We start from the raw sequence: 17608 nt of genomic DNA, 5'->3' as shown, positions 1-17608 counted from the left end.
CCGATCACATCACCGGCGCAAACATGCGAAAGCCCGGCGCACCGATGATCGCCTCGAAGGCAGGATCGCGCTTCTCCTCGGCAAGGACAAAGCCGGCCTTGGTATAAGCGCGCTCGGCGGGCTCGTTGCCGATCAGGAACGATATTGTCGCCCGTGCACATCCAGCCGCTCGCCCCTTCTCCAGCGCATGCGCGATCAGTGACTGCACCAGGCCGCGGCCGCGATAGGCGGGATCGGTCGCGACATGCTCGATCATCCAATCGCCCTCGCCGCCCTGAACCCAGCAGGCGCGGGTGTAGCCGCCGCGTTGACGGATGGCCTCCAGCTCTGCCGCGGCGATTCCGGACGCGGCTGCGACTTCCTCGATCGCACGCCAAGCCGCTGGTCCCGTGCCGGCCGCCGGTAGCGCACACAAGGCGGCAGCAGGCTTGCCATCGATCTCGGCGACCAGAAATTGCGAGACGTGCCACATCGACACCGCGCGAGCGGCTGCGACGTGCGCGATGAAATCACGGCACTGTGTTTCAGGCCAACCGAGCGCAACGTCGAACCAGCCACGCGGCCGGTAGCCGCGCTGCGATGAAAGGATGGTTTGTGCGATGAAATCGGCGTCTTCGGGACGCGCAGACCGTATCGTCATGCGCGCCCCCTTCGCGAAAACCTTACGTGTTCTTCAGTGCGACGCGAAATTCGGCCTCGGTCTTGGCCTTGACCTCGTCGAGCGAGACGCCGTCGGCGAGCTCGATCAGCGCCATGCCGCCGCTGCCGTGCTTGTCGATGGTGAAGACGGCCAGGTCAGTCACGACCATGTCGACCACGCGCTCGCCGGTCAGCGGCAAATTGCACTGCTTCAGGAGCTTTGGACCGTCCTTGGCCGAATGCTCCATCACCACGACCACGCGCTTGACGCCGGCGACGAGATCCATCGCGCCGCCCATGCCCTTGACCATCTTGCCGGGGATCATCCAGTTGGCGAGATCGCCGTTCTGGGCCACCTGCATGGCGCCGAGGATCGACAGATCCATGTGGCCGCCACGGATCATGCCGAAGGAATCCGCGCTCGAGAAATACGAAGTCGACGGCAGTTCGCTCACGGTCTGCTTGCCGGCGTTGATGAGATCGGCGTCCTCTTCGCCCTCATACGGGAACGGGCCCATGCCGAGCATGCCGTTCTCGCTCTGAAGGCTGACGTCCATGCCGTCCGGGATGTAGTTCGAGACCAGCGTCGGGATGCCGATGCCGAGATTGACGTAATAGCCGTCACGCAGTTCCTTCGCGGCGCGCGCAGCCATCTGTTCACGGGTCCAGGCCATCTTAGTCTCCTGATCTCAAGCTGCCGTGCGCGGGCGGGTGTTGCGGAATTCGATGCGCTTCTTGGCCGTTCCGACCTCGACGATGCGCTTGACGAAAAGACCGGGCGTGTGGATGTGGTCGGGATTGAGTTCGCCGGCCGGAACCAGATGCTCGACCTCGGCCACCGTGACCTTGGCGGCGGTCGCCATCATCGGGTTAAAGTTGCGCGCGGTCTTGCGATAGATGAGGTTACCTGCGGTGTCGCCCTTCCAGGCGTGGACGATGGCGAGGTCGGCGAACAGGCCGCGCTCCATCAGGTATTTCTGTCCGTCGAATTCTTTCACTTCCTTGCCTTCGGCGATCAGCGTGCCGACGCCGGTCTTGGTGTAGAAGGCCGGAATGCCGGCGCCGCCCGCGCGGATGCGCTCGGCCAGCGTGCCCTGCGGATTGAATTCGAGTTCCAGCTCGCCGGCGAGGAATTGCTGGGCGAACAGCTTGTTCTCCCCGACATAGGACGAGATCATCTTCTTGATCTGGCGGGTTTCGAGCAGGCGGCTGAGGCCAATGCCGTCGACGCCGGCATTGTTTGAGACCACCGTCAGGTCCTTGACGCCGGAGTCGCGGATCGCGTCCGACAGCGTCTCGGCGATGCCGCAGAGGCCGAAGCCGCCCGACATGATCATCATGCCGTCTTTCAGAACGCCCTCGAGAGCCGACTTGGCGTCGGGATAGACCTTGTTCATGCAAATTACCTTCGAGTGAACCTTCGGCTTGCAGGCGTCGCGCCTTAGTGGCGGCGATTATTAGGCGAAATCGTCCGAAGCCGTCAATGATACGGGGTTCTCCGCTCCGCCCCTGGGTGATAGAAGCTGCCCAAGCCGTGGGCGCAACCGTTCCCGCGGCCTTGAAAGCGACAAGAAAACCCATCAAGTTGCGGCACTTAACACAATAGGTCTTGGGCGTGGGGCGCGCAGGTTTCCCAGCCCGCCTTCTGGCTCCAGCGACCAACTCGATCAGGACATGCCATTGACCATGGCCCAAGGAATGAAGCGCCTCGGGACGCCGATCGCGGCGCTGCTCGGCGTGGCGCTGATCGCCCTGATCGCGACCTCATGGCTCATCAACCGCGACGCACTGCGCAAGGCCGTGGAAACGCAGATCCGCGACGTCACCGGACTCGAGGTCAACGTCGCAGGCGCGATCGACATTTCGGTGCTGCCGGCAAGCTACATCTCCTTCCATGACGTCGGGCTGAAGGGCGGCGGCACCAGCGATCCCGCGCTCCATGTCGACGTTCTCACCGCGAACCTGCGGCTGCTGCCGCTGCTGCTGCAACGGTTCGAGATCGCGGACCTGACGCTGCTGCGGCCGCGCATCCATGTCAGCCTGAAGCCGGACGGTGAAAGCAACTGGACACCGTTCATCCAGACCATCGCGCGCACCATGAAGCCCGGCGCCGAGAATCAAGTGTCGTTCTCTGAGATCCGGATCCAGGACGGCGTGCTCAATTACGAGGACGCTGCCACGCACGGCACCGAGAAGCTCGAGGACATCGACCTGTCGCTGGCTTGGCCCTCGATCTCGCGCTCCTTCGCCGCGACCGGACAGTTCGACTGGCGCGGCGAACGGGTCGACGGCTCGATCAGCTTTTCCGATTTCGTCGCCGCGCTCTCCGGCGAGCGCTCGGGGTTGAAGGCGCGGATCGCGAGCGCGCCGCTCAAGCTCGCCTTCGACGGCAGCGTCGCCAACCGCACCAGCCCGATGATGGAGGGCACGCTCACCATCGACAGCCCGTCCCTGCGCAACGCGCTACGCTGGACCGGCCAACCGCAGCCCGCCAGCGGCGGCTTCGGCCGCTTCGCGCTGAAGGCGCGGGCCAATGTCGTCGGCGCGTCCATCGCGCTCACCAATGTCAATGTCGAGCTCGACGGCAACACCGCCGAGGGCGTGATGACCTACGCCAATAACGGCCGGCAGACGCTGCAGGCGACGCTCGCAGCCGACGCGCTCGACTTCACCCCCTATATCTCGACTTTCCGCCTGCTCGCGAGCGGCGCGCGCGACTGGAACAGGCAGCTGTTCGATCTCAACGCCTTGTCGACCACCGACCTCGACATGCGCCTGTCGGCCGCCAAGCTGACGGTCGGGACGTCGAAACTCGGCCGCACCGCGATCGGCGCGAATCTCCGCAACGGCACGCTGGCGCTCTCGGTCGGCGAGGCCCAGGTCTATGGCGGTATCGCCAAGGGCTCGTTCGGCATCGCGCGCTCCGACACCGTCGCCGACATCAAGGCACAATTCCAGTTCACCGACGTCGACCTTCAGGCCTGCGCCTCCGAGCTGTTTGGCATCAACAAGCTGTCCGGGCGCGGCAACATCAACGTCTCGCTCCTCGCGTCCGGCTCGAGCCCGTTCGGCCTCGTGCAGTCGCTCGACGGCAGCGCCACAGTGACCGGGCATGACGGCGCGATCGCGGGCTTCAATGCCGAGCAGCTCCTGAAGCGGCTCGAGCGGCGGCCGCTGTCCGGCGGCGGCAATTTCCGCAACGGCTCTACCCCTTACGACAATCTCACCATCGCGGTGAAGTTCTCCGACGGCGTCGCCACCGCCGAGGACATCCGCGTCGAAGGACCGGCGGCGAAGATCACCATGACCGGTACCGCCTCGGTGCCGACGCGCGAATACGACATGAAGGGCGTGGCCAGCCTCAACAGCGCGTCGGGGTTCGAATTGCCCTTCGTGGTGCAGGGCCCCTGGGACGACCCCCTCGTCTTCCCCGATCCGGAAAGCCTGATCCGCCGTTCGCCGGCCTCTGCGCCCCTGCTCGACATGCTGAAAGACCGCAAGCCGGGCGACGCGGTGCGCTCCGCGATCGAGCGCATCACCGGCACCGGAAAACGTCCCGCACCGGCCGAAGCGCCGACGGCGGAGAACGCCAAGGAAGGCGCGAAGTCCAATTAAGGACGGCGATCAAGCGGCGCCAGCAGATCGGCGCGAATTGATCAGGGCGAATTGATGCGGCGATTGGATCGATGCGCACATTAAGCATCTCCTCTCGCCCGACACCCCACGACCTATGTCTGACAAGAAGCCGCTAGATCGGATAGCGGCCATGCGCTAGTGTTTTATACGACCGGTTAAAAACACCGGCCGTTTGAGGGAGAAAAACGTGAAATCCAAGGTTATTGGCGCAGTATCACTGGCGGTCGCTGCGGCCGGGCTGTTTGCAGCCGCTGCACCCGCATTTGCGCAGCAGAAGACGATTACGGTCTGGTGGGGCAAGGGCTTCTACCGCTCCGAAGACGACGCGCTGCTCGAGACGATCAAGAAGTTCGAAGCCAAGACCGGCATCAAGGTCGAATTGTCGCAGTACGCGATCCAGGACATGATTCCGAAGACGGTCGCCGCACTCGATTCAGGCACCGTGCCCGATGTTGCCTATTCCGACACCTACGACGTGCAGGTCCAGGGCAAGTGGGCCTACGAAGGCAGGCTCGAGGACCTCTCAGACATCATGGAGCCGATCAAGGATCGGTTCGTGCAGAACACGCTGGATGCGTCGATCCTCTATAACGACGTCACCAAGAAGAAGGCCTATTACGGCTTCCCGCTGAAGCAGCAGAGCATGCATGTCGAGATCTGGAACGACATGCTTGAGAAGGCCGGCTTCAAGCTCGCCGACATCCCGACCGACTGGGAAGGCTACTGGACATTCTGGTGCGACAAGGTGCAACCGGGGATCCGCAAGGCGACCGGCCAGCGCGTCTACGGCGTCGGCCAGCCGATGGGCGTGGAATCCACCGACGCTTTCCAGTCGTTCTACACCTTCATGGATGCCTATCACGTCAAGCTGGTCGACGACGACGGCAAGCTCACGGTCGACGATCCCAAGGTCCGCGAGAACCTGATCAAGGCGATGAAGGACTACACCGACACCTACATCAAAGGCTGCACCCCGCCGTCCTCGACGACCTGGAAGGATCCCGACAACAACGTCGCGTTCCACAACAAGACCATCGTGATGACCCACAACTTCACGATCTCGATCGCGGCGAAATGGTTCGAGGACTCCCAGAACCAGACGCTCACGCCCGAGCAGCGCGAAGCCGGCAAGAAGGCCTATGGCGAGGATATCATCACCGCGTCCTTCCCGAAGGCTCCGGACGGTTCGACGATCCGCTACCGCTCGGACGTCAAGACCGGGCTGGTCTTCTCCGTGGCCAAGAACAAGGCCGAGGCCAAGCAGTTCATCGCCTTCCTGCTCCAGGAGGAGAACGTCCGGCCCTATATCGAGGGTGCGCTCGGCCGCTGGTTCCCGGTGACGAAGGAAAGCCAAGAGAGCCCGTTCTGGCAGGCTGACCGGCATCGCAAGGCGGTCTACTCGCAGTTCAAGGGCGGCACCGCCGCGTTCGACTTCACCAAGAACTGGAAGTTCACCATCCTGAACAACGAGAACGTCTGGGCCAAGGCGATGAACCGCGTGGTCAGCGAGAAGGTGCCGGTGGACAAGGCGGTCGACGAGCTGATCGCCCGCATCAAGGCGGTCGCGGGCTGATCTCGGACTGCAATAAGGTATATGCTAATACCGGTCGCGGCTCTCCGCGACCGGTTGCTTTCGGTGGGTATGCGATATGGCGATCACACTTTCCGGCTCAGACACAATTCCGGCCCCTCCCCTGTCGGCGCGCCTGACCACGCAGCAGGTCTGGGGCATCTTGCTGCTTGTGCCCTATCTACTCGTCTTCCTGGCCTTCGTCGTCTATCCCGTCGGCTACGGCCTGTGGCTGGCGCGCAGTCCGGCGAACTATGTCGCGCTGTACAACGACCCGATCTTCGCGCGCGCCGCGGTCAACACGCTGATCTTCCTGGTCATCGGCATCAACGTGAAGATGCTGATCGCGCTGTTCCTGTCCGGCTTCTTCGCCCAGCAGCGCCCCTGGATCAAATGGCTGTCGGTGATCTTCATCCTGCCCTGGGCGGTGCCGTCGATCCCGACCATCCTGTCGGTCCGCTTCATGCTCAATCCCGAATGGGGCATGGTCAACCATTTCATCTTCTCTCTCACCGGCGATGACGGGCCGAACTGGCTGAACGATCCGACGGTCGCGCTGACCATGGCGATCGCCGTGCATATCTGGAAGTCGCTGCCGTTCTGGACGCTGATCCTGCTGACCGGGCGGCTCGCGATCCCGCAGGATCTGTACGAGGCGTCCGAGGTCGACGGCGCCAGTCCGTGGCAGAAATTCCGCTTCATCACCTGGCCGTCGATGCAGATGCTCTACGTCACCTGCACGCTGCTCTCGATGATCTGGACGCTCGGCGACTTCAACAGCGTCTATCTGCTCACTGGCGGCGGGCCGGCCGACCTCACGCACGTGCTGTCGACACTCGGCATCCGCTATCTCCGGCTCGACCAGCTCTCGCTTGCGATGGCCTCTATCGTCTGCGCGATACCGCTCGTGCTGCCGCTGATATACTTCATGATGAAACGGTTGTCGCGATGAAGCTTCCCACCCTCCGCGAAGTTGGCACCGAAGCCAAGCTCCTGCTGATCGGCATCCCGGTCTTCATCTGGACCATGATTCCGATCTACCACATGTTCCTGTTCGCGATCTCGCCCAAGGAGGACGCGTTCTCGGGCAAGCTGTGGCCGGATCATCCGACGCTGCACAACTTTCACATCGTGTTCTACCAGGAGCACTATTTCCTGCGAGACTTCTGGATCCAGTTCTGGAACTCGACGGTGATCGCGCTGGCCGCAGGCGCGCTGACCTTGTTCGTCGCGACCGCCGCCGCATTCTCGATCTCGCGGCTTAAGGCGCCGGGCGGCCGCTGGGTGATGAATCTCGCGCTGTTCACCTACTTCATCCCGGCGGCGTTCCTCGCCGTGCCGATGTACCGCACCATGGGCAACTACGGCCTGCTCAACAATCACTGGTCGCTGATCCTGGCGATGGTGACGATCGCTTCGCCTTACGCGATCTGGGTGCTGAAGCAGGCGTCCGACAAGCTGCCGGTCGAGCTCGACGAGGCCGCCGTGATGGACGGCGCGACCACGCTGCAGCTGTTCCGCCTGGTCTATGTGCCGCTGATGATGCCCTCGCTGGTCGCGATCGGCACCTATGCCGTGCTGCTGGCCTGGAACGAATATCTCTACGCGTTCCTGCTCTTGTCCAAGGACACCGATATCACGCTGCCGGTCGCGCTCGGCAACTTCCTCGCCGCCGACGACTCGCCGTGGGAGCTGTTGATGACCACCGGCTTCATCTACGCGCTGCCGCCGGCCGCGGTCTATTACGCCTTCAAGCGCTACATGGTGGGCGGGCTCACGGCCGGTGCGGTGAAGTCCTGAGATCCACGGCGCGCTTTCTTTGGTAGGCAACCAGTAGCGCGATCGTCGAGCCGATGAAATAGCCCGCGGTCGCGCCCGAAATCGCGCGGCCGACGACGAGTGCGAGTGCACGGTCGCTCGCATCGACCGTCGAGATCACGCCGACCGCATACTGCAGAGAGAATATGACGAGGTTGCGGATCAGCGCAAAGGCGCCACCCGCGCGGATGATCTCGCCTGTCTTGTGATCGACGTCGAACGGACGCGACGTTAATACGCCGATCGGCAACAACACCAATGCGGCCCCGCCCCAGGCAACCAGCGGCCACGCGCTATCCTGATGTCCGAAGCCAATCCGCGAAATGCCCCAGACGATGAATACGATCGGAACGATCAGCGCACGCCAGACCGGCGTCTTGCGCGGCTGCATCGCCTTGATGCCCTGCCAGACCAGATAGGCGAGCAAGGTCCAGACCCAGAGCGGCGTATGCACCAGGACCTGATAGGCAAACGTCATCATCGCCTCCCGTTATAGCGGCGCCGCGCTCTCGCCCTGCGAACTCGACAGTTTCGAGGCGAGCGAGGCGATGACGATGACAACAGCAATCAAGGCGATCACCAGCGTGCAGATCGCGTTGATCTCGGGCTTCACTCCGAGCCGCACCTCCGAATAGATCCGGATCGGCAGCGTCGCCGAGCCGGGGCCGGTGGTGAAGCTCGCGATCACGAGATCGTCCAGCGACAGCGTGAAGGCGAGCATCCAGCCCGCGACGATCGCAGGCGCGATCAGCGGCAGCGTTACGGCCACGAACGCGCGCAGGGGGTCGCAGCCGAGATCCATCGCGGCCTCTTCCAAGGAGCGGTCGAGCGAGCCGAGGCGGGACTGCACGACGACGGCGACGAAGCACATCGTCAGCGTGGTATGGGCGATCGTCACCGTCCAGAAGCCGCGCTCCGCGTTTAGCGCCACGAACAGCAGCAGCAGCGACAATCCGGTGATCACCTCCGGCATCACCAGCGGCGCATAGAGCATGCCGGAGAACAGGGTGCGGCCGCGAAACCGCTCGCCGCGCGACAGCGCCACGGCGGCGAGCGTGCCGATCAGGGTCGCAATAGTCGCCGACGAAACCGCGACGCGCAGGCTCATCCAGGCCGCCTCGATCATGGCGCGGTCATTGAAGAACTCGTGATACCAGCGCAGCGACCAGCCACCCCACACCGTCACCAGCCGCGAGGCATTGAAGGAATAGATCACGAGGATCAGGATCGGCAGATAGAGGAAGGCAAGACCCAGCGCGAGCGAGGCGACGTTGAAGCGGGACAGGCGGGAGACCTTGCGCATCGCCTCACCGCCCCTGTTCCAGCTGCCGCTTCTGCAGCCGTTCGTACAGCAGCAGCGGGACCAGCAGCACCACCAACAACACGATGGCCGCGGCGGAGGCGACCGGCCAGTCCTTGTTGGTGAAGAATTCGAGCCACAAGGTCTGGCCGATCATCAGCGCATTGGAGCCGGCCAGGAGATCCGGAATGACGAACTCGCCGACGATGGGGATGAAGCACAGCAGCACGCCGGCGCCGACGCCGGGCAGCGACAGCGGGAAGGTGACGAGCCAGAACACCTGCCAGCGCGGCGCGCCGAGATCGGAGGCCGCCTCCTCCAGCACCGGCTCCATTTTGGCCAGCGTGGCGTAGAGCGGCAGGATCATGAACGGCAGGTAGGAATAGACGATGCCGATATACATCGCGCTGTCGGTGGAGAGCCACACCACGGGCTGACTAACCAGATGCAGCCCCAGCAGGATCTGGTTGAGCAGGCCGTCGTGCTGGAGGATGTTGATCCAGGCATAGATCCGGATCAGGAACGAGGTCCAGAACGGCACGATCACCAGCACCATCGCCACGGCCTGCCAGCGCGCCGGCAGCCGCGCCATGCCGTAGGCGATGGGATAGCCGATCAGGAGCAACAGCGCGGTCGCGGTGACGGCGACGGTGAGGCTACGCACATAGGCGAACACGTAGATATCGTCAGAGACGAGCAGCCTGAAATTGTCGATCGACAGCGCGGCAAAGGCGGCCTTCAGCGCCCCCCATCCCGCCATCAGGTCGAACACCGGCTCGTAAGGCGGCTGCGCGATCGCCGTCTGCGACAGGCTGATCTTCAGCACGAAGCCGAACGGCACCAGGAAGAACAGCACCATCCAGACATAGGGCGCGATCGCGGCAAAGCGAGCCGGTCGCGCAAAAATGCGGCGCCCGCTCATGACGGCAGCACCACGCAGTCGTCGGGCGTGAACCAGGCGACGACAGGCTGGTTCAGGCTGTAGGCGTCGACATCAAGGCGCGCACTGTTGGCGACCGAAGCCTGCACCATCCCTCCGGCCTCGAGCTTCACCTTGTAAGTGGTGGTGCCGCCGAGATAGCAGATGTCGGCGATCACGCCGTCCAGCTGGTTGATCGCCGTTTCATGACCGGCCTCCCTCGCCGGACCACGGCGCGACAGCCTGACCTTTTCGGGGCGGATCGCAACCGATAATCTGACCTCGCCGAACGGCTCGCGCGGCTCCGCCACCACCAACGGTCCCGCATCGCGCGTGCCTATGACCAGACGATGACCGTCGCGCAATTTGGACTCGGCGTCGAACAGGTTGATGTCGCCGACAAACTCCGCGATCCAGCGCGAGCGTGGCGCCTCGTAGAGTTCGCGGGGACTCGCGACCTGCGCGAGCTTGCCGTCTCTCATCACGCCGATCCGGCTCGCCATCGTCATCGCCTCTTCCTGGTCGTGGGTGACGATGATGAAGGTCATGCCGAGCCGGCGCTGAAGCTCCATCAGTTCGCCTTGGGTGCTTTCGCGCAGCTTCTTGTCCAGCGCTGCGAGCGGCTCATCGAGCAGAAGGAGCTGCGGGCGTCGCGCCAGTGCACGCGCCAACGCCACGCGCTGGCGCTGTCCCCCGGAGAGCTGGTCGGGCTTGCGCTTCTCGAGTCCGTCGAGCTTCACCAGCGCAACCATCTCCGCCACACGCGTGGCGATGTCAGCGCGCGCCATACCGGCGCGCTTCAGGCCGAAGGCGATGTTGTCGCGCACCGACAGGTGCGGAAACAGCGCGTAGTTCTGGAACATCATGTTGATCGGCCGCTCATGCGGCAGCGCCTGCGCGATGTCCTTGCCGCCGAGCAGAATGCGCCCTTGATCCGGCGCTTCGAAACCGGCGAGCATGCGCAGAAGCGTGGTCTTGCCGCAGCCGCTGGGCCCGAGCAGCGCAAAGAACTCGCCGGCCTTGATGTCGAGCGAGACGCCATCGACGGCCCGGAACGTCCCGAACGTCTTGGCAACGCCCTCGATGCGCAGCAACGGCTCGCCGGCAGCGAACTGCGTCTCTCCGACCGCAGCCGCAGCCGCGTCTGTTCTGGGCAACTCGTCAGTCATGGTTCCTGCCAACCCCAATCAAGCCGCACGCTAGCGGCCGATCGTCCCTCACTCAACCGGTTAGAGGCCGTTCGTTCACGCATTCGCCATGAACGCAGCCAGCGCATCGCATTCCCCCGCTGACATCGTCAGGCCGAGCTTGGAGCGGCGCCACAGGATGTCCTCGGGAAAACGCGCCCATTCGTGGGTCATGAGATAGCGCACCTCGGCCCCGGTCAGTTCGGGACCGAAGGCGGGGCCGAGATCGTCCCGGGTCTTCGCCTCGGCAAGCACAGCCGATAGCCGCGAGCCATAGGCCGCGACGAGGCGTTGGGCCTGCGCCTCCGAGAGAAAGCGCCAGCGGTCACGCGCAAGATCGACCTCGGTGTCGAAACGATCCCAGGCAAAATCTCCGCCCGGCAGCGCCGCGCCTGCGGTCCAGGGCGGCGACATCGGATAGAACGGCGTCAACTTCGTCACCGCGCGCTCCGCCCGCAGGCGCGAGGTGGTGACGTCACCGCCAAACATCGTGATCAGCGGCGCCTTGCGCCGTCGCGCGTCGAACAGCGTCGTGCCATCACGCCCGCGCGCGGACGCCAGCGTCAGGTTGACGCCGGAGACCGCGCGCACCACGTCGGTCGGGGCAACGCGCTCGCGGAAATAGCGACTGGCCGCTTCGCAGAGATAGGTGACGTCGGCCCCCCGCATCGCGACGATCGCAGGATCGCCGGTGAAATCGTGCGTGACTGTTCCGATCAGGGTGAAATCGCGCGCGAGGGGACTCGCGAAGATCAGCCGGCCATCGCTGTTCTGGAAGACGTAGACGTTATCGGAATCGAACAACCGCGGGACGATGATCTGGCTCATCTGCATCGCCGCCATGGCGGGTTGCGGCTGCCGCAGCACGGTCTCGGCGACTATCGACGTCCAGCCGCCGGTGGCGTTGGCCAGCGCCCGGGCCGTGATCGTGCGACGATGGCCGCGGTCGACCACCGCGAGCCGCCATGTGTCGGTTCGATCGGCGCGCACACAGCGCGCTCCAGTCCGAATCACGGCGCCGCGCTCGGCCGCATCCAGTGCCGTGAGCACCACCAGTCGGGAATCGTCGACAACGCAATCCGAATATTCGAAGGCCGTGCCGAATGGTCGTTTCAGCGCGTTGCCGACCGAATGATGCGTGATGTCGAGGGTCGCCGTTGCAGGCAGGCCGCACCGGCTGGTGAGGCTGTCGTAGAGGAGCAGGCCGACGCGCAGCAGCCATGGTGGGCGCTCGTCGGAATGCGCCGGGATCACGAAGCGCATCGGCCGAACCAGATGCGGCGCGATCCGGAGCCAGATCCCGCGCTCGGCGAGCGCCCGGCGCACCCGGCGGAAGCCGCGCCGTTCCAGAACCGAGAGATCGCCATGGATCAGCCGCGGCGTTGCCGACGACGCCGCGCCGCCCAGATCGCCCTGCTCCAACAGGATGACCCGCAGGCCGCGGCCGGCGGCATCGCGGGCGAGGCTGACGCCGTTCAGGCCGCCGCCGATGATCGCAAAATCGTAATCCGCCATGAAGCCGTCGAATGGGAGCGAAACGCTCGCCATCTCTAGAGCCATTTCCCTTCCGATGAAAATCGGAACGGGGCTCTAGATTCTGATTTGGCGCGTTTTCTTGACGCGAACCCGCATCCGCTGCGCTCGAAAAACGCTCTAGCCGGTCTTGAGCGCAAGCTCCATGACTTCGGCACGACCGACGAGGCCGGCATATTTCCCGATCGGCAGTGGCTTGCCGAGCAGATAGCCCTGCACGCCGTCACAGCCTTCCGCGGCGAGGAAGGCGAGTTGTTCCAGCGTCTCGACGCCCTCGGCGACGATCGACATTTCCAGGCCATGGCCGAGATCGATCACCGCGCGCACGATCGCCGCCGATTGCGGGTTGCGGCCGAGATTGATGATGAAGGCGCGGTCGATCTTGATCTTGTCGAACGGGAATGCCTGGAGATAGCTCAGCGAGGAATAACCGCTGCCGAAATCGTCCATGGAGATGCGCACGCCGAGCGCCTTGAGCCGGCGCAGCAGCGCCAGACCGCGATCGAAGTCCTCGATCAGCACGCCCTCGGTGATCTCGAGTTCGAGCCGACCGGGTGCGAGACCCGTCTCGAGCAGGATGGAATGCACGAGCCCGACCACGTCGCCGTGCATGAACTGCGCCGGCGACAGGTTGACCGCGATCTGAAGCGGCTTCGGCCAGGACGCGGCCTCGCGGCAGGCTTCGCGCAGGATCCACTCGCCCATCTCGACGATCAGGCCGCTTTCCTCCGCGATCGGGATGAATTCGGCCGGGGAGACTTGGCCGCGCACCGGATGCTGCCAGCGCGCCAGCGCCTCGAAGCCGATGATCTCGCTCTCGGCGACGCTATGGCCCGCTGCTCCCTGCGGCTGGAAGGCGAGCGAGAGCTCGCCGTTCTTGATCGCCATCGAGAGATCCTGGTGCAGCACGCGGCGATCGCGGATCTGCTGGTCCATCTCCGGCTGGAACAGGCTGATCGTGCCGCGCGACTTCTGCTTGGCGCGGAACAGCGCCGCGCCGGCATTGGCGAGCAACGAGGCGGCGTCGGCGCCGTTGTGCGGGAAGATCGACATGCCGGTGGTGACGCCGGCGCGGACCGGGCGGCCGTCGATCTGGAATTCCTTAGCGACGGCATCACCGATCTGCTGCGCCAGCGCGAGACCTGCATCCGGCTGCTTACCGTCGATGATCAGGCCGAACTCGTCGCCGGACAGGCGCGCCACCACGCCGCCGCGCGCGGAGTCCTGGAGCCGCTGGGCCACCTCGACCAGGAGCTTGTCGCCGTGCGCATGACCGAAGACGTCGTTGACCTCCTTGAGACCGTCGAGATCGACGCACAGAACCGCGAACTCCTCGCCGGTGCCCTCGCAGGCCTCGATCATCTGGGTCAACGCCTGCAGGAAAGCGGCACGGTTCGGCAAATCGGTGAGGCCGTCGTGATAGGCCATGTGCGCCATGCGCGACTCGGTCTGCCGGCGATCGGTGACGTCCTCGTGGGTCTTGATCAGATATTGCGGCTCGCCGGTGTCGCTCAGCACGGTGGCGCGGCGGGTGAGGAACAGCCGCAGCCCGTCCTTTGTGGAGATCGGGTGCTCTTCGGTGATCATCCCACGCTTCTTGATCGCGGCTTCGTCGCGCGCGATGATCAGCTTGGCTTCCTTGGGATTGAAGATGTCGGACGCGGTCAGGCCTGTGGCTTCCTCGCGCCTGCGGTTGAGGATCGTCTCGGCGCTGCGGTTGGCGAGCAGGTAGCGGCCGTCCTTGACCTGCTCGACGATCAGGGCCACCGGGATGTTGTCGACCACGAGCTCGAGGAACTTCTTCGTGCTCTCCAGCTCCTTCGACAGCGAGCGGCGATCGGTGATGTCCTCGAACACGAGCATCAGGAATTCGGGCTTGTTGCTCTCGTTGCGGACAACGATCCGGATCGAGGCAACCATGCGTCGCTCACCGGCGCGGTCGACCTCGAATTCGTTGCGAAACTGGCCGTCCGGCGAATCGAGTGCCGTGCGGTCGGTCGCCTCGATGCTGTCCGCCGAGATCGGCGCAAACAGCTCGCGCGCGTTCTTGCCGACGACATGGTCGCGCGAGAAGCCCCAGAACCGCTCATAGGCGCTGTTGGCGAAGATGTAGCGACCATCCTCGATGTTCTTTGCGGCCACGCAGGCCGGCACGTTGTCCAGCACCGTTTCCAGGAACTGCTTGGTGGAGGCGAGCTGCCGCGACAGCCTGCGCTGCTCGCTGACGTCCAGATGCGTCGTCACCGAGCCGCCGTTGGGCAGCACGAAATATTTCACCAGGATGGCCCGCCCGTCCGGCAGTTCGGTGATCAAGCCGTTGGTGCTTGCCGCCTTCTCGTAGAACTCGTCGTTGGAGGCGGCGCCGAGCACCCCGCGCTTGCGTCGCAGCTCAAGGAGTTCGTAGCCGTTCATGTTGGCCCAGAGATCCGACCGCGCCAGGCCGTAAATCTCGATATAGCGGTCGTTGCAGAAGATGACGCGCCGCTGCGCATCCGTCATCACCACGCCCTGGTTGAGATTGTTCATGGCGGAGGAGACGAAGGCATTGCGCCGCAGCTGCAGACGCCTGGTCCGGCGCAGCGAGGAATGGATCCACAGCGCGATCGCGGCGAAGAACGAACAGATCACAATTCCCGCGATCAGGGCTTCCCAGATCACGTTGGGATCAAGCTCGCCGAGATAGCTCGGAGGGGTGAAGCTGTCTGAGAGGGCAAAGGCGCGCGCAGGCGCGACCGCTGCGGCCAGGCACACGACGGCCTGCACCGCAATCGGAAGCGCGCTGCCCGCGTGCCAGTTCTTCTCAGCCATCAGCCACCCGCGATTTCAACGTCGGATTGTCTGGCCTCGCGAGTTTGGATCGGGTAAACGCCTGTACGCGCAACGGAACAATGTGGCATCAAATACGGCAATTGCCCTGACATGATAAATGCTTCCTTAACGGAAAAAGCCCCCGCGCCGCCCTCCCCAGGCGTGGGGCCATCGTCGCTTCGAGCGGACGTCCTGCACGACCATGGATAGGGTGGACTGCGTCGTCATCGGAGCCGGCGTGATCGGGCTCGCGGTGGCTCGAAAGCTGGCGCAAGCCGGGCGCGAGGTGATCGTGCTCGAGCAAGCCGAGGCCATCGGCACCATCACCTCCTCGCGCAACAGCGAGGTGATCCATGCCGGCATCTACTACCGCGCCGGAAGCTGGATGGCGCGCATGTGCGTCGACGGCAAGCACGCGCTCTATCGTTACTGTTCCGAGCGCGGCATCCCGCACAGGAATTGCGGCAAGCTGATCGTCGCGACCAATCCGAAAGAGACCGAGAAGCTGCAATCGATCAAGGCGCATGCCGAGGCCAACGGCGTGCTCGACATGCAGTTGCTCACGGGTGATGCGGCACGTGCGCTGGAGCCGGCGCTCGCCTGTGACGCCGCGCTGCTGTCGCCGTCGACCGGCATCATCGACAGCCACGCCTACATGCTCTCGCTGCGCGGCGAAGCCGAGGACGCGGGCGCGGCCTTCGCGTTTCACACCCCGCTGATCCGTGCCAAGGCGACCGCCGGCGTCATCGAGATCGAGGCGGGCGGCGAAGCGCCGATGACGCTGCAATGCAGCCTCCTCGTCAACGCCGCCGGGCTCTCGGCGACCACCGTGGCGCGCAACATCGAGGGCATGCCGCTGGAACGGATCCCGACGGCCTACCTCGCCAAGGGAAACTACTTCAGCTGCAATGCCAGGGCGCCGTTCTCGCGCCTGATCTATCCGGTGCCCGAGCCCGGTGGCCTAGGGGTGCATCTGACGCTGGACATGGCCGGGCAGGCCCGTTTCGGCCCTGACGTCGAGTGGATCGAGACGATCGACTATGAGGTCGACCCGTCACGCGCCGAGCGCTTCTACCCGGCGATCCGCAAATACTGGCCGACGTTGCCTGACGGTGCTCTCATGCCGAGCTATTCGGGCATCCGCCCGAAGATCGTGCCGCCGGCGGTGGCCACGCAGGATTTCTTGATGCAGGGCCCGCGCGATCACGGCGTCGAAGGCCTGATCAATCTGTTCGGCATCGAGTCGCCCGGATTGACGTCATCGCTCGCGATCGCGGATCACGTCGCCGAGCTCGCAAACATCTAGTGGTTTAAAGCGAATTGGATTCCGGTTGCGCGTAAAGAACTGCGTCCAGACAAGACGCTGGAGCCGCGCAAATCCTTGCACGCTGCGCGCCTTGCAGCAGGGATGAGCGCAAAGGCTCCCATCCCTGCCTGAAAGGGTGCGATCACCTCTACGCTGTTACGGGGTTACTAGTGGAGCGTGTCGCCGTGCCTGAGACGCTCGATCTGGTCCTTGACCATCAACTTCCGGCGCTTCAACTCAACAATTTGCAGGTCGTCTGTTGAAAGGTGCACGAGAGCTTCGTGCAATTCGTTTTCGAGAGTTTTGTGCTTCCGTTCCAATTCAACCAGATGTGCCTGAATTGTCATTCGAAACCTCCTCGGTAGGGGTGAACCTTGGATTCGACCGGACGAGGAAGTGTACATCACCGATTTGTTCTGTCGATGGATATCAGTCGTCGCGCTGTCATTTTTAGAAATTCATATGTAACGAAGCGTGAGTAAGGGAACCACGCGGGAAAAATCCGTGATATCAATGCGCTTGCGCAACGCCGGAGCGACCGCAGAAATATCTCGCGGGAGATCGGCGCGCGACAGCCCGAGATCGCTTGCGATCACGGCGCGCAAGGACGATAGTTTCCACAGGGCATCCACAGCCTTAATCTCACGCCTATCGGTTTTTCGGCCACCGCAGACATGACCAATGAAGATGCGCGCGAACTCGAATCCGAGCTCGCCCGGTTGCACCAGGAACACCGAGATCTCGATGTGGCGATCGATGCACTGCATCAATCGCCCGCCCCCGACCTGTTGCGGTTACAGCGGTTGAAGAAACGCAAGCTGTTGTTGCGTGACCGTATCGCGTTCATCGAAGACCAGATCACGCCCGACATCATCGCCTGATCCACGGGTAG

The 17608-nt window shown here is 64.0% G+C and carries 17 protein-coding genes; 6 read left to right on the top strand and 11 right to left on the bottom strand.

The annotated features are described in order from the left end of the window. Positions 1-4 precede the first annotated feature (4 nt). The 3 genes from IVB07_RS07370 to IVB07_RS07360 are packed head-to-tail and all read right to left on the bottom strand — an operon-like array spanning position 5 to position 2036. A complete protein-coding gene (locus IVB07_RS07370; protein ID WP_247767531.1) occupies positions 5-640 on the bottom strand; it encodes a GNAT family N-acetyltransferase in 636 nt (211 codons plus the stop codon). A 22-nt stretch (positions 641-662) separates the two neighbouring features. Continuing rightward, positions 663-1313 carry a CoA transferase subunit B gene (locus IVB07_RS07365; RefSeq protein WP_007596236.1) on the bottom strand — a complete coding sequence of 217 codons (651 nt, stop codon included), beginning with the start codon at positions 1311-1313 and terminating at the stop codon, positions 663-665. 15 nt (positions 1314-1328) lie between these two features. Further along, positions 1329-2036, bottom strand: coding sequence for a CoA transferase subunit A (locus IVB07_RS07360; RefSeq protein WP_085349162.1), 708 nt, complete (start codon positions 2034-2036; stop codon positions 1329-1331). Between the two features lie 289 nt (positions 2037-2325). Here IVB07_RS07360 and IVB07_RS07355 point away from each other — a divergent pair, with 289 nt between their 5' ends. The 4 genes from IVB07_RS07355 (at position 2326) to IVB07_RS07340 (ending at position 7645) form a co-directional block, all read left to right on the top strand. After that, positions 2326-4254 (top strand): AsmA family protein, encoded by a 1929-nt coding sequence (locus IVB07_RS07355; protein WP_162496341.1) that lies wholly within the window; start codon positions 2326-2328, stop codon positions 4252-4254. A gap of 208 nt (positions 4255-4462) precedes the next feature. After that, positions 4463-5848, top strand: coding sequence for an ABC transporter substrate-binding protein (locus IVB07_RS07350; protein WP_018453835.1), 1386 nt, complete (start codon positions 4463-4465; stop codon positions 5846-5848). A gap of 76 nt (positions 5849-5924) precedes the next feature. Beyond that, positions 5925-6797: a sugar ABC transporter permease gene (locus tag IVB07_RS07345; RefSeq protein WP_018453834.1), complete on the top strand. Its 873-nt coding sequence runs from the start codon at positions 5925-5927 to the stop codon at positions 6795-6797. Next, complete coding sequence (locus IVB07_RS07340; protein ID WP_018453833.1) at positions 6794-7645, top strand: carbohydrate ABC transporter permease; 852 nt, start codon at positions 6794-6796, stop codon at positions 7643-7645. The genes IVB07_RS07345 and IVB07_RS07340 overlap by 4 nt, the downstream gene beginning before the upstream one ends. Here IVB07_RS07340 and IVB07_RS07335 read toward each other — a convergent pair. The 6 genes from IVB07_RS07335 to IVB07_RS07310 form a co-directional block, all read right to left on the bottom strand. Continuing rightward, positions 7620-8141, bottom strand: coding sequence for a DUF6622 family protein (locus IVB07_RS07335; RefSeq protein ID WP_085349159.1), 522 nt, complete (start codon positions 8139-8141; stop codon positions 7620-7622). The genes IVB07_RS07340 and IVB07_RS07335 overlap by 26 nt on opposite strands. 12 nt (positions 8142-8153) lie before the next feature. Next, positions 8154-8966: an ABC transporter permease subunit gene (locus tag IVB07_RS07330; protein WP_085349158.1), complete on the bottom strand. Its 813-nt coding sequence runs from the start codon at positions 8964-8966 to the stop codon at positions 8154-8156. Positions 8967-8970: 4 nt separating this feature from the next. Beyond that, entirely contained in the window at positions 8971-9885 is a 915-nt protein-coding gene (locus IVB07_RS07325; protein WP_085359440.1) for an ABC transporter permease, read from the bottom strand. After that, complete coding sequence (locus tag IVB07_RS07320; RefSeq protein WP_085359442.1) at positions 9882-11051, bottom strand: ABC transporter ATP-binding protein; 1170 nt, start codon at positions 11049-11051, stop codon at positions 9882-9884. The genes IVB07_RS07325 and IVB07_RS07320 overlap by 4 nt, the downstream gene beginning before the upstream one ends. A 75-nt stretch (positions 11052-11126) precedes the next feature. Next, entirely contained in the window at positions 11127-12584 is a 1458-nt protein-coding gene (locus IVB07_RS07315; RefSeq protein ID WP_247767790.1) for a glycerol-3-phosphate dehydrogenase, read from the bottom strand. Positions 12585-12722: 138 nt separating this feature from the next. Continuing rightward, on the bottom strand, positions 12723-15410 hold the full coding sequence (locus IVB07_RS07310; RefSeq protein ID WP_018453827.1) for an EAL domain-containing protein: 2688 nt from the start codon (positions 15408-15410) through the stop codon (positions 12723-12725). A 202-nt stretch (positions 15411-15612) separates the two neighbouring features. Between IVB07_RS07310 and IVB07_RS07305 the strand changes: the two genes are divergently transcribed. After that, the gene (locus IVB07_RS07305; protein ID WP_018453826.1) at positions 15613-16716 is read left to right on the top strand and encodes an NAD(P)/FAD-dependent oxidoreductase; all 1104 of its coding nucleotides are present in this window, start codon (positions 15613-15615) and stop codon (positions 16714-16716) included. Between the two features lie 167 nt (positions 16717-16883). On the opposite strand, the gene IVB07_RS07300 is transcribed toward IVB07_RS07305, so the two are convergent. Together IVB07_RS07300 and IVB07_RS07295 are read right to left on the bottom strand one after the other, a co-directional pair. Further along, on the bottom strand, positions 16884-17063 hold the full coding sequence (locus IVB07_RS07300) for a DUF465 domain-containing protein (protein WP_007596254.1): 180 nt from the start codon (positions 17061-17063) through the stop codon (positions 16884-16886). Positions 17064-17174: 111 nt separating this feature from the next. Continuing rightward, entirely contained in the window at positions 17175-17321 is a 147-nt protein-coding gene (locus IVB07_RS07295; RefSeq protein ID WP_240543946.1) for a hypothetical protein, read from the bottom strand. A 69-nt stretch (positions 17322-17390) separates the two neighbouring features. On the opposite strand from IVB07_RS07295, the gene IVB07_RS07290 reads away from it, so the two are divergent. After that, positions 17391-17597 carry a DUF465 domain-containing protein gene (locus IVB07_RS07290; RefSeq protein ID WP_007596255.1) on the top strand — a complete coding sequence of 69 codons (207 nt, stop codon included), beginning with the start codon at positions 17391-17393 and terminating at the stop codon, positions 17595-17597. Positions 17598-17608 lie beyond the last annotated feature (11 nt).

It is taken from the genome of Bradyrhizobium sp. 172, assembly GCF_023101065.1.
GTDB classification, from domain to species: Bacteria; Pseudomonadota; Alphaproteobacteria; order Rhizobiales; family Xanthobacteraceae; genus Bradyrhizobium; species Bradyrhizobium canariense_D.
This window is presented reverse-complemented; position numbering and strand designations above follow the sequence as displayed.

Excerpts from the sequence above, each read along its gene's own strand:
- IVB07_RS07370 (WP_247767531.1), bottom strand. The coding sequence starts at position 640 with ATGACGATACGGTCTGCGCGTCCCGAAGACGCCGATTTCATCGCACAA.
- IVB07_RS07365 (WP_007596236.1), bottom strand. The coding sequence starts at position 1,313 with ATGGCCTGGACCCGTGAACAGATGGCTGCGCGCGCCGCGAAGGAACTG.
- IVB07_RS07315 (WP_247767790.1), bottom strand. The coding sequence starts at position 12,584 with ATGGCGGATTACGATTTTGCGATCATCGGCGGCGGCCTGAACGGCGTC.
- IVB07_RS07355 (WP_162496341.1), top strand. The coding sequence starts at position 2,326 with ATGGCCCAAGGAATGAAGCGCCTCGGGACGCCGATCGCGGCGCTGCTC.
- IVB07_RS07330 (WP_085349158.1), bottom strand. The coding sequence starts at position 8,966 with ATGCGCAAGGTCTCCCGCCTGTCCCGCTTCAACGTCGCCTCGCTCGCG.
- IVB07_RS07320 (WP_085359442.1), bottom strand. The coding sequence starts at position 11,051 with ATGACTGACGAGTTGCCCAGAACAGACGCGGCTGCGGCTGCGGTCGGA.
- IVB07_RS07325 (WP_085359440.1), bottom strand. The coding sequence starts at position 9,885 with ATGAGCGGGCGCCGCATTTTTGCGCGACCGGCTCGCTTTGCCGCGATC.
- IVB07_RS07360 (WP_085349162.1), bottom strand. The coding sequence starts at position 2,036 with ATGAACAAGGTCTATCCCGACGCCAAGTCGGCTCTCGAGGGCGTTCTG.
- IVB07_RS07290 (WP_007596255.1), top strand. The coding sequence starts at position 17,391 with ATGACCAATGAAGATGCGCGCGAACTCGAATCCGAGCTCGCCCGGTTG.
- IVB07_RS07335 (WP_085349159.1), bottom strand. The coding sequence starts at position 8,141 with ATGACGTTTGCCTATCAGGTCCTGGTGCATACGCCGCTCTGGGTCTGG.
- IVB07_RS07305 (WP_018453826.1), top strand. The coding sequence starts at position 15,613 with ATGGATAGGGTGGACTGCGTCGTCATCGGAGCCGGCGTGATCGGGCTC.
- IVB07_RS07340 (WP_018453833.1), top strand. The coding sequence starts at position 6,794 with ATGAAGCTTCCCACCCTCCGCGAAGTTGGCACCGAAGCCAAGCTCCTG.
- IVB07_RS07300 (WP_007596254.1), bottom strand. The coding sequence starts at position 17,063 with ATGACAATTCAGGCACATCTGGTTGAATTGGAACGGAAGCACAAAACT.
- IVB07_RS07310 (WP_018453827.1), bottom strand. The coding sequence starts at position 15,410 with ATGGCTGAGAAGAACTGGCACGCGGGCAGCGCGCTTCCGATTGCGGTG.
- IVB07_RS07345 (WP_018453834.1), top strand. The coding sequence starts at position 5,925 with ATGGCGATCACACTTTCCGGCTCAGACACAATTCCGGCCCCTCCCCTG.